The sequence below is a fragment of the Aquabacterium sp. genome, from assembly GCF_021768455.1.
Classification (GTDB): domain Bacteria; phylum Pseudomonadota; class Gammaproteobacteria; order Burkholderiales; family Burkholderiaceae_C; genus Aquabacterium.
In genome coordinates this window covers 59659-72412 of sequence record NZ_JAIZVX010000002.1, presented here as the reverse complement: position 1 = coordinate 72412, position 12754 = coordinate 59659, and the positions used below count along the sequence as shown (strand labels likewise).

Sequence of the window (12754 nt, the reverse complement as noted above, 5' to 3'; positions counted from 1 at the left end):
TGTGGGCATGGTCGGCCTGGCGCGTCTCAGGTGCCATGTCGTGGTGTTGCGTGGTGGCACCACACAGCAGGCTGCCATCCTGCAAGGGCAGCACGTAGCCGCTGCCCGCCACTGGCTGGTGGGGCAGGGAACGGGCCGAACACGCCTGTCCCGCGGGCACGCGGGTGATTTGCCCGCGGACCAGGCTCATCGGGGGCAAGGCGACGGCCTGGTCGGCAGGCAACTCGGCCAGCAGCGCCCGGGCCGCCCCGGCATTGGCCAACACCAGCACCTGCCCCTGGCCCAGCACCTGACCATCGGCGCCCAGAGCCTGCCACACCGGGCCATCGGCCAAGGCGATGCGCCGGATGCGGGCCACTGTGGTGCCCCAACTGCACCGCAGTGAGGTTTCTACGGACGCCCCAGGCGAAGGGCACGCTGACGCCGCGCTCAGCATGGCTTGCACCCAGCCCGCGGGATGCACCCAGCCCGCCTGATGGAACCACCAGCCGCCACTGGGCACGGGCAGCCCGGCGTGTTGGGCGGCCTGTGCCGAATCCAGCCATGCCACGTGGTCGTTGGGCAAGCCCAGACGGGTCAGCAGATCACGGGCGTCTTCGGCCGTGGTCTTGGCATCCAGGCGAAGCAGGCCCTTGCCTTGCCCATTCACCTGGCCGCTGGCCCAGAGCGGTTGCAAGGCCCGATGGGTCGCCAAAGCGGCCGCGCGGTGCGCCCGCGCGTGCACGCCGTCTTCCCCGTGCACGATGCTGTGAAACAGTCCGCCAGGATTGCCCGATGCGCCCTGAGCGGGGCCATCGGCCTCGTCGATCAGGTGCACACCCCAGCCCGCCTGTCGCAAGGCGAGGGTGGCACTGCTGCCCGCCAGGCCGGCGCCGAGCACCAGTGCCTGACGCTGCGCCGGAGGCAGCTCAGGCCAAAGTCCTCCCGCCGGCGGCGCCGGCACATGGCGGGGCTCAAACCGGGCGCTCAGCATGTCACGCTTGCTGCCAAGCCCAGGGCCGCGCTCGGTCACAAAGCCCGCCTTGTGCAAGCCATCGCGCACGACTCGGGCGTAGGTCCAGGTGGCGGCGGTCGCGCCCGGCGCGGCAAGGCGCCCCAGTCGGCTCAACAGGCTGTCGGCCCACATGTCGGGGTTCTTGGCTGGGCTGAAGCCGTCAAGGTAGAAGGCGTCCACCTCGGCCAGCAAGCCAGGCAAAAGGTTGGCCACATCTCCCAGGCCCAGCATCAACCGCACGCCGCCCCCCGGCTCGCCCATGTCGATGTCGTGCCAGCCAGGCGTCAGGACAGGCCAGGCCTCTACCATGCGTGCGCGCAGATCCTGAGCGGGGCGATCGGCCGCCTCGTCGGGCAAGGCGTTTCGCCCTCCGACCTCATGAACCTGCGCCAGATCGGTGCGGCGCACGGGGTGCTTTTCGACCGAAATGAACACCAGCCGCTCGCAGCGTGATGGGTCTTCCCGCCAGGCTTGCCAGGTCGCCAGAAAATTGTGGCCCAGCCCAAAACCGGTTTCAAGGATGACGAAGCGGTGCCGCCCCTGCCAGCGCGCTGGCAAGCCATTGCCGCCCATGAACACGTGCCGGGCCTGGGCCAGGGCGCCGGCATCGGTGGAATAGAGATCGTCGTACAAGGGAGACCAGGGTACCCCCGGTGCCCGCCCTGAGGGATCCTCCCCCAGGTTCGCAGGAACCAGAACCATGCTTACTGGGCCACCCAGCCGCCATCCATGTTCCAGGCCACGCCACGGATGTTGTCACCCGCTGGCGAGCACATGAACACCGCCAGATCACCCAACTGGGCAGGCGTCACGAACTGCAGTGAAGGCTGCTTTTCGCCGAGAAGGTGCACCTGAGCCTCGGCCACGGTGATGCCCTCGCGGGCGGCCTTGTCGTCGATCTGCTTCTGCACCAGCGGCGTCAGCACCCAGCCCGGGCAGATGGCATTGCAGGTCACGCCGGTCTTGGCGTTCTCGAGTGCCGTCACCTTGGTCAGACCGATCACGCCGTGCTTGGCCGCCACATAGGCCGACTTGCCAGCAGATCCCACCAGACCATGCACCGAAGCCAGGTTGATGATGCGGCCCCAGTTCTTCGCCTTCATGCCGGGCAGGGCCAGGCGCGAGGTGTGGAAAGCCGAGCTCAGGTTGATGGCGATGACCGCATCCCACTTTTCAATGGGGAAGTCCTCCACGTTCGACACAAACTGGATGCCGGCGTTGTTGACCAGGATGTCCACACCGCCGAAGTCCTTTTCGGCATAGGCCATCATGTCGGCGATCTCGCTGGCCTTGGACATGTCTGCGCCATGAAACCCCACCTTCACGCCATGGGTCTGGCCCGAGGCTTCGACGGCGGCCCGTGGCGCAGTCACATCCCCGAAGCCGTTCAGAATGACGTTGGCGCCCTGTGCGGCCAGTTTCTCGGCAATCCCCAGACCGATCCCACTGGTGGATCCGGTCACGAGGGCGGTTTTTCCTTTCAACATCTGGGCCTCCTGTTGGCAAGTGCAAACACAATGTGGACTGGCTCATTATCTGTCGACCCATTGCCATGACCAGCCTTTCCAACGCCACCATCGCGTCCAGCGGTCCTCAACAGCCATCGCTGCAGTTCGTGAGCTGCCCGGGTGCGAGCAAGACCGATGCCCAGACGCACCGCATGGCCTATTGGCGCTGGGGTGACCCGGCCAACCCGCGCATCCTCCTGTGCGTGCACGGCCTCAGTCGCCAGGGGCGCGACTTTGACGTGCTGGCCCAAACCCTGTCCGCCCACTACCAGGTCATCTGCCCCGATGTGGTGGGCCGCGGCCATTCCGACTGGCTGGCCCAGCCCGCGGGCTACCAAGTCTTCTCTTATGTGGCGGACATGGTCGCGCTGCTGCAACAGCTGCGCGCCGAGCTGAAAACCGAGCAGGTGCTCGACATCGACTGGGTCGGCACCTCCATGGGCGGGCTCATCGGCCTGGGCTTCTCCACGCTGCCGCCCGAGGTCACCGGTGTGCGCCTGCGCCGCTTCGTGCTGAACGACGTGGGCCCGCGTCTGCGCATCGAAGCCTTGTTGCGCATTGGCGACTACCTTGGCAAGCCCCTGAGCTTCGCCTCCGAGCAGGAAGCTGCCGATTACCTGTGGAGCATCTCCACCGGCTTCGGTCCCCACACGCCCGAACAGTGGCTGGCGCTCTCCAGGCCCTTGTTGCGCCCCACGGCCGATGGCCGACTGACCTTGCATTACGACCCGGCCATCGCCGAGCCCTTCAAAACCATGAGCGCCGACAGCGCCACAGCGGGCGAAGCCGCCTTGTGGCAGGTCTACGACGCCCTGAAGAGCGAGGTGCTCCTGGTGCGCGGTCAGCAATCCGACCTGCTCGGCGCCGACACCGCGCAAGCCATGACGCAACGTGGCCCGAAGGCCCGCCTGGTCGAACTGCCCGGGATCGGTCACGCCCCCACCTTGATCAGCCCCGATCAGGTCAGCCTGGTGAAGGACTTCCTGCTGGCATGAAGACCGGTTTGACCTCTCAAGGCGTACTGGCCTCGGCTGCACCCGCCCATGCGCCCATCGTTGAACTGGCCGAGATGGCGCCCGTGCGCGACACGGCGGATGCTGGCGGTCCGGAGCAGCTGCTGCACAAGGCCCGCGCCTTTGCCGAGCCCCTCCTGGCCGGCAAGCATTTCGACACAGCCGAAGACGCGCTCATCCATGCTGATGGTGTGGCAGCCATCCTGCAGGGCATCGGGGCGCCGCCCTCTCTGCGTGCCGCCGCTTACCTGGTCTACGCCAGCGAATACCTCACCGACCCTGAAGAAGTGATCCAGCGCGCCTTCGGGCCCGATGCGGTCGGTATCGTTGCCCACACCCGCAAGCTGGTGCAGGTGCAGCGAAACGCCCGCGACGCCCTGGGCGATGATGCCGATGGCCCCCTGCGTGCAGAACAGGTCGAGCGCATTCGCAAGATGCTGCTGGCCTTTTCGCGCGACCTGCGTGTGGTCCTGCTGCGCCTGGCCTCCCGCCTGCAGACCTTGCGCCATTACGCCGAGACCAAGCTGCCATGCCCTCGCACGCTGGCCCGTGAATCCCTGCAGGTGTTCGCCCCGCTGGCCAACCGCCTGGGCATCTGGCAAATCAAGTGGGAGCTGGAAGACCTCGCTTTCCGCTTCCTCCAGCCCGACACCTACAGGCAGATCGCCCGCTCCCTGGATGAAAAACGCCTGGAGCGTGAGCGCCACATCGCCGAAATCCAGCTGGAGCTGGCCCAGGCCCTGAGAGACGCCGGCATCGATGCCCTGGTCCAGGGGCGCCCGAAGCACCTCTACAGCATCTACAAGAAGATGCAGGGCAAGGGCCTGCCCATCGAGCGTGTCTTCGACCTGCGCGCCTTGCGCGTGATCGTGGCCGACGTGCCCGCCTGCTACGCCGCGCTCAGCCTGATCCACGCGCACTGGCACCCCATCACCGACGAGTTTTCCGACTACATCGCCCGCCCCAAGGCCAACGGCTACCAGTCGCTGCACACCGTGGTGCGCGATGCGCAAGGCCGCTCCATCGAGATCCAGATCCGCACACCCGCCATGCACGAGCACGCGGAAAGCGGTGTCGCCGCCCATTGGGCCTACAAGGAAGCTGGCGCCAAGGGCTATGCCGGTGTGCAGGCAGCAGGCCAGTTCGAGACCCGCGTGGCCGAGGCCCGCAAGACCGTGCTGCGTCAGCTGCTTGCCTGGGAGCGCGACCTCGCCTCCGCCGACGAAGCCCAGGGCGGTACCCACAGCCAAGGGCTGTTCGATGACCGGATCTACGTCTTCACCCCTGAGGGCGAGATCATCGACCTGCCGGCCGGCGCCACCGCCATCGACTTTGCCTACACCTTGCACACCAACCTGGGGCACCGCTGCCGTGGCGCCCGGGTCGATGGCGCCATGGTCACGCTCAACACCCCGTTGCGCAGCGGCCAGACCATCGAAGTGATCGCCACCAAGGAAGGTGGCCCCTCCCTGGATTGGCTCAACACCGAGCTGGGTTTCCTCAAAAGCCAGCGTGCGCGGGCCAAGGTGAGGGCCTGGTTCAACGCCCTGGCTCAGCAAAGCACCATCGCCCGGGGGCGCGAAGCGGTCGAGCGCATCCTCCAGCGGGAAGGTAAGACCGCTACCAAGCTCGACGAGTTGGCGGCGGGCCTGGGTTTCCGCAGCGCCGATGCGCTGTTTGACGTGGTTGGCAAGGATGAATACTCCCTGCGCAACATCGAGCAGTACTTCCGCCCGGCCGAGCCCACGCCCGACCCTGATCAGGCACTGGCTCAACGTTTGAGCCGCTCGGAGCCCAACGCCCCGGCCGCCGATGGCAAGGGGGTGCTCGTGGTCGGCATGGACTCCTTGCTCACCCAGCTGGCCCGGTGTTGCAAACCCGCACCACCCGATGCCATCGGCGGTTACGTCACGCGAGGCAAGGGCGTGGCGGTTCACCGCAGCGACTGCAGCAACTTCCGCCAGATGGCCGGACGCCATGCCGAGCGCATCATTCCTGTGGCCTGGGGCAGGCAGGCAGCCGATGAATCGGCCCATTACGCGGTCGATGTGTTGGTAGAAGCCCACGATCGCGCGGGCCTCCTCAGAGACGTGTGTGACGTTTTGGCCCAAGGCAAGACACATGTTCAGGCCATGCAGAGTCAAACGGTCAAAGATCACGTTACAATCACGCTAACGGTTCAGACCGCGGACACAGCCCGACTCGGCAACGTCCTTTCAAAAGTGTCGCAAATCAGCGGTGTTTTGAAAGCAAGACGAAAATGATCGAAATCGTGCTATAGTCTAAGTCTTCCAGGCGCGTAGCTCAGTTGGTTAGAGCACCACCTTGACATGGTGGGGGTCGTTGGTTCGAATCCAATCGCGCCTACCAAATTCGGTAGGTACCTCAGGTACAGAAAAGCCTTCTAGGTCAGTGACTTAGAAGGCTTTTTTCTTGCCGGCTTTCAATCTCGCGAGTGGGCCCTTGAGGCCAGCGGCTGGTACGGGCGCCATGCGTTGTACAGAGCCCACGCCCCCAGAGACCCAGATCACTGCCGCAGCCCATCGCAACCATGCATGCCTGCCATGTTGCGGAAACGGGGCACCGAGCCGTGATGAAAGTCGCGCCTGAGGTGGGCGCGGGGCGTCCCCTTGCTTGTTGCATGTCCTGGGGATGTCATCGCCCTACAATGAACCAGACCCACAGGAGCCCCAGATGAACGCAGCCAGCCGAAAAAGCCCGCCCGCCGAGGGAGCCGACACCCCCGACGAGGCCGGGACAGCTGGCGCCGAGCCGCCCAAGGGCGTGCGCGCCATCAAGAAGTACCCCAATCGCCGCCTCTACGACACCAAGACCAGCAGCTACATCACCTTGTCCGACATGAAGGACATGGTCATGACCTGCGAGCCCTTTGTGGTGCTGGATGCCAAGTCGGGCGAGGACCTCACCCGCAGCATCCTTCTGCAGATCATCCTGGAAGAAGAGAGCGCCGGTGTGCCCATGTTCACGACCCAGGCCCTGGCGCAGATCATCCGCCTCTATGGCCACACCATGCAGGGGCTGATGGGCAACTACCTCGAGAAGAACATCCAGTCCTTCATCGACCTGCAGTCCCGCCTGACCGAGAACTCCGTCGTCAGCCTGCAGAATCCGCTGATGCAAAACTTCATGGGCGGCTACATCGAGCAGTCTCGCAGCCTGTTCAACCAGATGCAGGAGCAGATGGCCAAGCAGACCGAGACACTCATGGGCAACCTAGGGGCGGGTCTGACGCCCAAGAAGTAAGGGCTTCAGGCTGGGCCAGATCACCTCCAGGATCAAGGGGTGCGCCTTGGCCTGCGGGTGGATGCCGTCGGCCTGAAACCAATCGCGCGCATCGGGTCGATCGGCAACGCCCTTGAGCATGAAGGGCACCAGGCTGGCGCCTGTGCTGTGCGACACCGTCTCGAAGGCCTGGGCAAACTCGGTGGTGTAGCGCTTGCCGTAATTTGGCGGGACCTGCATGCCCACCAGCAGCACCATGGCGCCCGCTGCCTGGCTGGCCTTGACCATGCTGGTCAGGTTGTTCACGGTGCTCGCCACCGGCAACCCTCGCAGCGCGTCGTTTGCTCCCAACTCGATCACCACGACCCGCGGCTGGTGCGTGCGCAGCAAGGCTGGCAAACGGGTCTGGCCTCCCGAGGTGGTCTCGCCACTGATGCTGGCATTGACGACCTGAAACCCCGCCTTGTCTTTGTCCAGTCGCCCCTGCAACAGGGCGACCCAGCCTGTGCCAGTGGCCAGGCCATATTCTGCGGAGAGGCTGTCGCCCACCACCAGCAGTGTCGCTGGCTGGGCGGCCATCGCAGCCATCGGGCCCATCAGGCAAGCACCCAGGGTCCACAGGCCCATCGCACGTCGCTTACAGTCGATTGTTTTCATCACCACTTTGTCCATGACCCACGAGTCCAGCATGCCATCCGTACCGCACCCAGATGCCATCGTGGTCGAAGGCCTGGGCAAGACCGTCACCGATTCCTCGGGTGCGCTCACGATTCTGCACAACATCTCGCTCTCCGTGCCGCGTGGTGACACGTTGGCCATCGTTGGGGCCTCGGGCTCTGGCAAAAGCACGTTGCTGTCGCTCCTGGCCGGCCTCGACGTGCCCACGGCGGGACGGGTAGAACTCTGCGGCACCGAGCTCTTTGCCTTGAACGAAGACCAGCGCGCAGCACATCGGGCGCGGCATGTCGGCTTCGTGTTCCAGAACTTCCAGCTCATCGCCCACCTCTCGGCGCTGGAGAACGTGATGCTGCCCCTCGAGTTGCGCGGGGAGCGCAACGCCCGGGCTCTGGCGACGGGCATGTTGCAACGCGTGGGTCTCGGAGAGCGCTTGCAGCATCGCCCAGCCCTGCTGTCGGGCGGCGAGCAGCAGCGGGTCGCCCTGGCGCGTGCCTTCGTGATGCGTCCTGACATCCTGATGGCCGACGAGCCCACCGGCAGCCTCGATCACGCCACCGGTCAGGCGGTGATGGACCTGATGTTCGAGCTCAACCGCGAGATCGGCACCACCCTCGTGCTGGTCACCCACGACAGCCAGATCGCGGCGCGCTGCCAGCACAGCGTGCGCATTGCCGCGGGCGGCCTGGTGCGCTGATTCATCCGGCAGGGCAGGGCGCCGAGCGGTTACGATGCCGCCATGAGTCTGAAACCCCTGTTCGGCTTCCATGCCGTCTCCGTGCGACTGAAGGTCGCGCCCAAATCCATCCGCGAGCTGCACGTCGACGCCACCCGGCGCGACCAGCGCATGAAGCAGTTCCTCGCCAAGGTCGAGGAAGCCGGTTTGCGCGTCATCGACAGCGATGACGCCCGCCTGCAGCAGATGGCGGGCACCCACCGTCACCAGGGCATCGTGGCCCGCGTCGAAGCCTTGAGCCAGGCGCGCTCCATCGATGACCTGCTGGACGGTCTGGCCGAGCCGCCGCTGCTGCTGGTGCTCGATGGCGTCACCGATCCGCACAACCTTGGCGCCTGCCTGCGCGTGGCCGATGGCGCTGGCGCCCACGCCGTGATCGCCCCCAAGGACCACGCGGTGGGCGTGAACGCCACGGTGGCCAAGGTGGCCTCCGGTGCCGCCGAAACCGTGCCTTACTTCATGGTCACCAACCTGGCGCGCACGCTCAACGAACTGAAGGAGCGCGACATCTGGGTGATCGGCACCTCAGACGACGCGCCGCGCGGCCTCTATGAAGCCGATTTCAAGGTGGCCACCGCCCTGGTCTTGGGCGCCGAAGGCGATGGCATGCGCCAGAACACCCGCAAGCATTGCGATGAGCTGGTCAGCATTCCCATGATGGGCGGCGTCTCCAGCCTGAACGTCTCGGTCGCCAGTGGCGTCTGTCTGTACGAGGCACGTCGCCAGCGCTCACTCTGACGCGCTTTCAGCCGAGCACGGTCTCGGCGTCGGCACGCCGCTGCGCGGCGGCGGCCCAGGTGCTCAGGCCCAGTGCCAGCACCATCCACACCAGGCCAAGCCAGTGCAGGCTGCCATAGTCGTGGTGCGTGATCACCCAGGCGCCGCCTGAGGCGCCTACGGCATGCCCCATGTAGATGGCCGAGGTGTTCAGGGCCATCAAGGCCGGTGCGAGCTTGGGTGAGAGCCCACCCAGGCGTGCCTGCTGTCCCGAATTGGTGGCAAAGCCACTCAAGGCCCATGGCAGCAGGACCATGGCGAGCCAGGGCAGGGTGGTGGCCAGCGGCCACAACAGCAAACTCAGGGCCATCAGGCCCAAGGTGAGGGTCACCGCGCGTGCGGCACCGACCTTGTCCACCCGGCGCGCCAGCACCATGTTGCCGACCAGGGCCAGAGAGCCGAACCAGGCGAACATCAGGCTGATCTGCTCCGGGCTGGCACCGAACACCTGCTTGTAGTAAGGGGCCGCATAGGCCAGAACAGTGAACTGTCCGGCGCTCTGGCAGGCCGTCACAAAGACCACGGCCATCAACAGCGGCGAGCGCAGCACCTTGCCCCACGATCGCCACGACAGCGCAGGGGGGTGGATGCCGCGCGGAAGCGCCCGGTGCACCTGCCAGGCCGCCAGCAGCCCACCCACTGCCACCATGCCCATGGCCACGCGCCAACCCAGGCGTTCGCCCACCCAGGCGGCAATGGGCATGCCGGCCACAGAGGCCACCGACCACCCCATGAACACGAAAGCGATGGCGCGACCTCGGTGTGCCGGCGTGCTCAGAAAGCCCATGGTGGCGGCCGCCTGCGGCGTGAAGACGGCGGCGCCCAGCACCGTGAGTGCCCTCAGTGGCCACAGCCAGTGGTAATCGGGCGCCACAGCGCAAAGGGCATGCCCCAGTCCGTACCAGAGCATGGTCAGGCTGAGCAGGCGCCGACGGTCCATGCGCGACACCGCTGCGGCCAGCAATGGCGCGCCCACGCCCATCATCACCGCGGCAATCGCGATCAGGTGTCCGCCGTCGACCACCGTGATGCGAAGGTCGCGCACCAGGTCGTTCAGCGTGCCGCCCACCACCATCACGCCGCAACCGATCACGAAGTTGCCGGCCAGCAAGGCCCATTTGATGGCGTTCATGCCCTGTCGCGACAGGGCTCGCTCCAACTCCACCGCGCGGGCTCGTCAGCGGTGAACGCGCAGGGCGTCAGGGTTCACGATGTTGCGAGGCTCGCCCGCCATGAATCCCAGCAGGTTGTCGAAGGCTGCACTGAAATAGGTTTCATAGCTGTCTTGCTCGACATAGCCGATGTGGGGCGTGCAGACCGCATTCTCCAGGCGGAGCAGAGGGTGTCCTTGCAGGATGGGTTCGCTCTCGAACACGTCCACGGCCGCCATGCCGGGCCGCCCCCGGTTGAGGGCCGTCACCAGGGCGTTGTCCTGGATCAGTTCGGCCCGCGATGTGTTGACCAGGAGGGCTGTGGGCTTCATGCGCGCGAGGTCATCCGGGCCGATCATGCCCCGGGTTTCGGGCGAATGGCGGATGTGCAGGCTGAGCACATCACAGGCTTCGAAAAACGCCTCGCGGCTGGGCGCGGGGATGCACCCGTCGGCATGGGCCCGCTCGCGCGAAGCCTCGCTGCCCCAGACCGTCACGTGCATCCCGAAGGCCTTGCCGTAACGCGCCACCTGTTGCCCGATTCGCCCGTAACCCCAGATGCCCAGGGTCTTGCCGTGCAGCACCATGCCCAGGCCGAAATTGGTCGGCATCGAAGCCGACTTCAGCCCGGACTGCTGCCATGCTCCGTGCTTCAGGTTGCCGATGTACTGCGGCAGGCGGCGCATGGCTGCCATCACCAGTGCCCAGGTCAGTTCGGCCGGCGCCACAGGCGAGCCCACGCCTTCTGCCACGGCAATGCCCAGCCGGGTGCAGGCTTCGACATCGATGTGCGGCCCCACCCGACCGGTCTGGCAAATCAGCCGCAGCTTGGGCAGTTTTTCCAGCAGGGCCTTGGGAAAGTGGGTGCGCTCACGGATCAGGACCAGGGCTTCGGCGTCACGCAGGCGCACCGAGAGCTGGCCGATGCCCTTGACCGTGTTGGTGAAGACCTTGGCAGACAGCCCGTCCAGTTTGGACGCGCAATGGAGCTTGCGGACGGCGTCTTGGTAGTCGTCCAGAATGATGATGTTCATGGGGCTTTGTGCGGTTCAGCCCCCATTCTGCTATGCCTTGCGGCCCCCGCTGTCGCAAGGGGTCACAAAGCGTCAATGCGATGCAAGAAGTCCCCGTCGTGCTCACCAGCGTGAGCTGCGGCCCGTGTCCGGTTTGCGGGAGGATTTGACCGGGAAATGGGCATCCAGCCCGTCGAGGCGAACCTGCGCCTCCATTTGTCCGCGGTGCACGGAAATGACCTTGAAGACCTGGGCGCGAAGGTGCCACAGTTCTCGCAGGGAGCGGGCGTGCTCGACGTGGTCACGCACCTCGTTGGCCTGCAAGGACTGGAGATCCCACATGGCTGCGTGGAATTCAGCCTTGACCTTGCCCAGGCCGCCGTGGATGGCAGCGGGGGCGGGTGCCTCGTCCATGTCCCACAACCAGCACCAGAAGCCACGGAAGGCATTCATCCAGGCCGGGCGGGCACGGCGAAAGAGGCTAGGGGGGGCTGCTTCGGCTCGGCGCGGTGGCGAGTCGGCGGTGGCAGTGACCGGTGCAGACGGCAGCAGTCGAACGTGGCCGACACGGCGCGCGGAGAGAACCGTCAGTTGGGTCGGGTCCGCATCGTTCTTGGTGTCGATGCGAGCGGACTCATCTTGTGTGAAAAAAAAGGAAGCCATCTCACCCCCGAGGCGCACCTGCGGGAAGCGCAGGCCTGCTGGGGGTATCGGCGTCGCGCAATCAGACTTGAGTCGGGCGTGCGGAAGACGCTGCGATCAGGCGGATTCGGCAGATTCAGGCAGGGAGGGCAAGCGACGCACTGCCTTGGGCGGGGTGGCCATGGATCATCGCCACGGCACCATGTGCTTGGGCCTGAGCGAACACGTCGCGGGCGCAATCGCCGCAGCGTCCACAGCAAGTTGCCACACCTGTCTCCATCTGCAGGTCATCAAAGCTGATGCAGCCCGCCTGGGCCTGGCGTTTGATGTCGCGATCCGAAACGCGACGGCACACACACACGATCATGGTTCATCCAACTGCCCGGTGAGAATCGGGCCGTGGATGCATTCTCAAATAGGAATGATTCGCAGTCAATAGGCGATGCGCGAAACCACTGGCTCAGGGTGGTCAGCCGGAGAGCCCGCCAAGGCGATGGCGGGCCCTGGGTTCAGCTGGCGTCGCCCATTTGCGACTGCAGGTAATTCTGCAGGCCGACCTTGTCGATCAGATCGAGCTGGGTCTCTAGGAAGTCGATGTGCTCCTCGGTGTCGTCCAGGATCATCTGCAGCAGATCGCGGGACACGTAGTCGCGAACGGACTCGCAATAGGCGATGCCGTCCTTCACCGTGCCTTGCGCGGCCGTTTCCAGTTGCAGGTCGCCGCTGAGGATTTCCGGCACGTCCTCACCCACCAGCAGTTTGCCGAGGTCCTGGAGGTTGGGCAGGCCGTCAAGCGTGAAGATCCGCTCCATCAGCTTGTCGGCGTGCTTCATCTCGCCGATCGACTCTTCATATTCTTTCTTGGCCAGCTTGGTGAAGCCCCAGTGCTTCAGCATGCGGTAATGCAGAAAGTACTGGTTGGTGGCCGTGAGTTCGTTCTTCAATTGCGCATTGAGGAACTCGATGACTTTGGGGTCGCCTTTCATGGTGCTTCCTTGTGGT

General features: G+C 65.5%; 13 protein-coding genes and 1 tRNA gene. 6 read left to right on the top strand and 8 right to left on the bottom strand.

The genetic code is table 11. The annotated features are described in order from the left end of the window. Positions 1-1627 (bottom strand): tRNA (5-methylaminomethyl-2-thiouridine)(34)-methyltransferase MnmD (mnmD, locus tag QZ994_RS00710; RefSeq protein ID WP_290866883.1); only part of this gene is annotated, 1627 nt, incomplete at its 3' end. Between the two features lie 71 nt (positions 1628-1698). Next, positions 1699-2481, bottom strand: a complete 783-nt coding sequence (locus QZ994_RS00705; protein WP_290866881.1) for a 3-hydroxybutyrate dehydrogenase — start codon at positions 2479-2481, stop codon at positions 1699-1701. A 65-nt stretch (positions 2482-2546) separates the two neighbouring features. Between QZ994_RS00705 and QZ994_RS00700 the strand changes: the two genes are divergently transcribed. From QZ994_RS00700 to phaR, 4 genes are all read left to right on the top strand, one after another. Continuing rightward, positions 2547-3497 carry an alpha/beta hydrolase gene (locus QZ994_RS00700; protein ID WP_290866878.1) on the top strand — a complete coding sequence of 317 codons (951 nt, stop codon included), beginning with the start codon at positions 2547-2549 and terminating at the stop codon, positions 3495-3497. Next, positions 3494-5779, top strand: coding sequence for a bifunctional (p)ppGpp synthetase/guanosine-3',5'-bis(diphosphate) 3'-pyrophosphohydrolase (locus QZ994_RS00695; protein WP_290866874.1), 2286 nt, complete (start codon positions 3494-3496; stop codon positions 5777-5779). The genes QZ994_RS00700 and QZ994_RS00695 overlap by 4 nt, the downstream gene beginning before the upstream one ends. Before the next feature lie 29 nt (positions 5780-5808). Then, positions 5809-5885: transfer RNA gene (locus QZ994_RS00690), tRNA-Val, on the top strand. A 324-nt stretch (positions 5886-6209) separates the two neighbouring features. Next, on the top strand, positions 6210-6779 hold the full coding sequence (gene phaR / locus QZ994_RS00685; protein WP_290866871.1) for a polyhydroxyalkanoate synthesis repressor PhaR: 570 nt from the start codon (positions 6210-6212) through the stop codon (positions 6777-6779). On the opposite strand, the gene QZ994_RS00680 is transcribed toward phaR, so the two are convergent. Then, positions 6750-7355 (bottom strand): arylesterase, encoded by a 606-nt coding sequence (locus QZ994_RS00680; RefSeq protein ID WP_290866891.1) that lies wholly within the window; start codon positions 7353-7355, stop codon positions 6750-6752. The genes phaR and QZ994_RS00680 overlap by 30 nt on opposite strands. Before the next feature lie 73 nt (positions 7356-7428). On the opposite strand from QZ994_RS00680, the gene QZ994_RS00675 reads away from it, so the two are divergent. After that, complete coding sequence (locus tag QZ994_RS00675) at positions 7429-8130, top strand: ABC transporter ATP-binding protein (RefSeq protein WP_290866868.1); 702 nt, start codon at positions 7429-7431, stop codon at positions 8128-8130. A gap of 42 nt (positions 8131-8172) precedes the next feature. Next, complete coding sequence (gene rlmB, locus QZ994_RS00670) at positions 8173-8907, top strand: 23S rRNA (guanosine(2251)-2'-O)-methyltransferase RlmB (RefSeq protein ID WP_290866865.1); 735 nt, start codon at positions 8173-8175, stop codon at positions 8905-8907. Between the two features lie 7 nt (positions 8908-8914). Here rlmB and QZ994_RS00665 read toward each other — a convergent pair whose 3' ends face one another. The 5 genes from QZ994_RS00665 to bfr all read right to left on the bottom strand — a co-directional run bounded on the left by QZ994_RS00665 (position 8915) and on the right by bfr (position 12738). Next, positions 8915-10078, bottom strand: coding sequence for an MFS transporter (locus tag QZ994_RS00665; RefSeq protein WP_290866862.1), 1164 nt, complete (start codon positions 10076-10078; stop codon positions 8915-8917). A gap of 45 nt (positions 10079-10123) precedes the next feature. Continuing rightward, positions 10124-11131, bottom strand: coding sequence for a D-2-hydroxyacid dehydrogenase family protein (locus QZ994_RS00660; RefSeq protein ID WP_290866859.1), 1008 nt, complete (start codon positions 11129-11131; stop codon positions 10124-10126). A gap of 102 nt (positions 11132-11233) precedes the next feature. Then, on the bottom strand, positions 11234-11563 hold the full coding sequence (locus tag QZ994_RS00655; RefSeq protein WP_290866856.1) for a hypothetical protein: 330 nt from the start codon (positions 11561-11563) through the stop codon (positions 11234-11236). Positions 11564-11888: 325 nt separating this feature from the next. After that, on the bottom strand, positions 11889-12119 hold the full coding sequence (locus QZ994_RS00650; protein ID WP_290866853.1) for a (2Fe-2S)-binding protein: 231 nt from the start codon (positions 12117-12119) through the stop codon (positions 11889-11891). 142 nt (positions 12120-12261) lie between these two features. After that, a complete protein-coding gene (gene bfr, locus QZ994_RS00645) occupies positions 12262-12738 on the bottom strand; it encodes a bacterioferritin (protein ID WP_290866851.1) in 477 nt (158 codons plus the stop codon). Positions 12739-12754 lie beyond the last annotated feature (16 nt).

Excerpts from the sequence above, each read along its gene's own strand:
- QZ994_RS00705 (WP_290866881.1), bottom strand. The coding sequence starts at position 2,481 with ATGTTGAAAGGAAAAACCGCCCTCGTGACCGGATCCACCAGTGGGATC.
- QZ994_RS00700 (WP_290866878.1), top strand. The coding sequence starts at position 2,547 with ATGACCAGCCTTTCCAACGCCACCATCGCGTCCAGCGGTCCTCAACAG.
- QZ994_RS00695 (WP_290866874.1), top strand. The coding sequence starts at position 3,494 with ATGAAGACCGGTTTGACCTCTCAAGGCGTACTGGCCTCGGCTGCACCC.
- phaR (WP_290866871.1), top strand. The coding sequence starts at position 6,210 with ATGAACGCAGCCAGCCGAAAAAGCCCGCCCGCCGAGGGAGCCGACACC.
- QZ994_RS00680 (WP_290866891.1), bottom strand. The coding sequence starts at position 7,355 with ATGGGCCCGATGGCTGCGATGGCCGCCCAGCCAGCGACACTGCTGGTG.
- QZ994_RS00675 (WP_290866868.1), top strand. The coding sequence starts at position 7,429 with ATGACCCACGAGTCCAGCATGCCATCCGTACCGCACCCAGATGCCATC.
- rlmB (WP_290866865.1), top strand. The coding sequence starts at position 8,173 with ATGAGTCTGAAACCCCTGTTCGGCTTCCATGCCGTCTCCGTGCGACTG.
- QZ994_RS00665 (WP_290866862.1), bottom strand. The coding sequence starts at position 10,078 with ATGAACGCCATCAAATGGGCCTTGCTGGCCGGCAACTTCGTGATCGGT.
- QZ994_RS00660 (WP_290866859.1), bottom strand. The coding sequence starts at position 11,131 with ATGAACATCATCATTCTGGACGACTACCAAGACGCCGTCCGCAAGCTC.
- QZ994_RS00655 (WP_290866856.1), bottom strand. The coding sequence starts at position 11,563 with ATGAATGCCTTCCGTGGCTTCTGGTGCTGGTTGTGGGACATGGACGAG.
- QZ994_RS00650 (WP_290866853.1), bottom strand. The coding sequence starts at position 12,119 with ATGATCGTGTGTGTGTGCCGTCGCGTTTCGGATCGCGACATCAAACGC.
- bfr (WP_290866851.1), bottom strand. The coding sequence starts at position 12,738 with ATGAAAGGCGACCCCAAAGTCATCGAGTTCCTCAATGCGCAATTGAAG.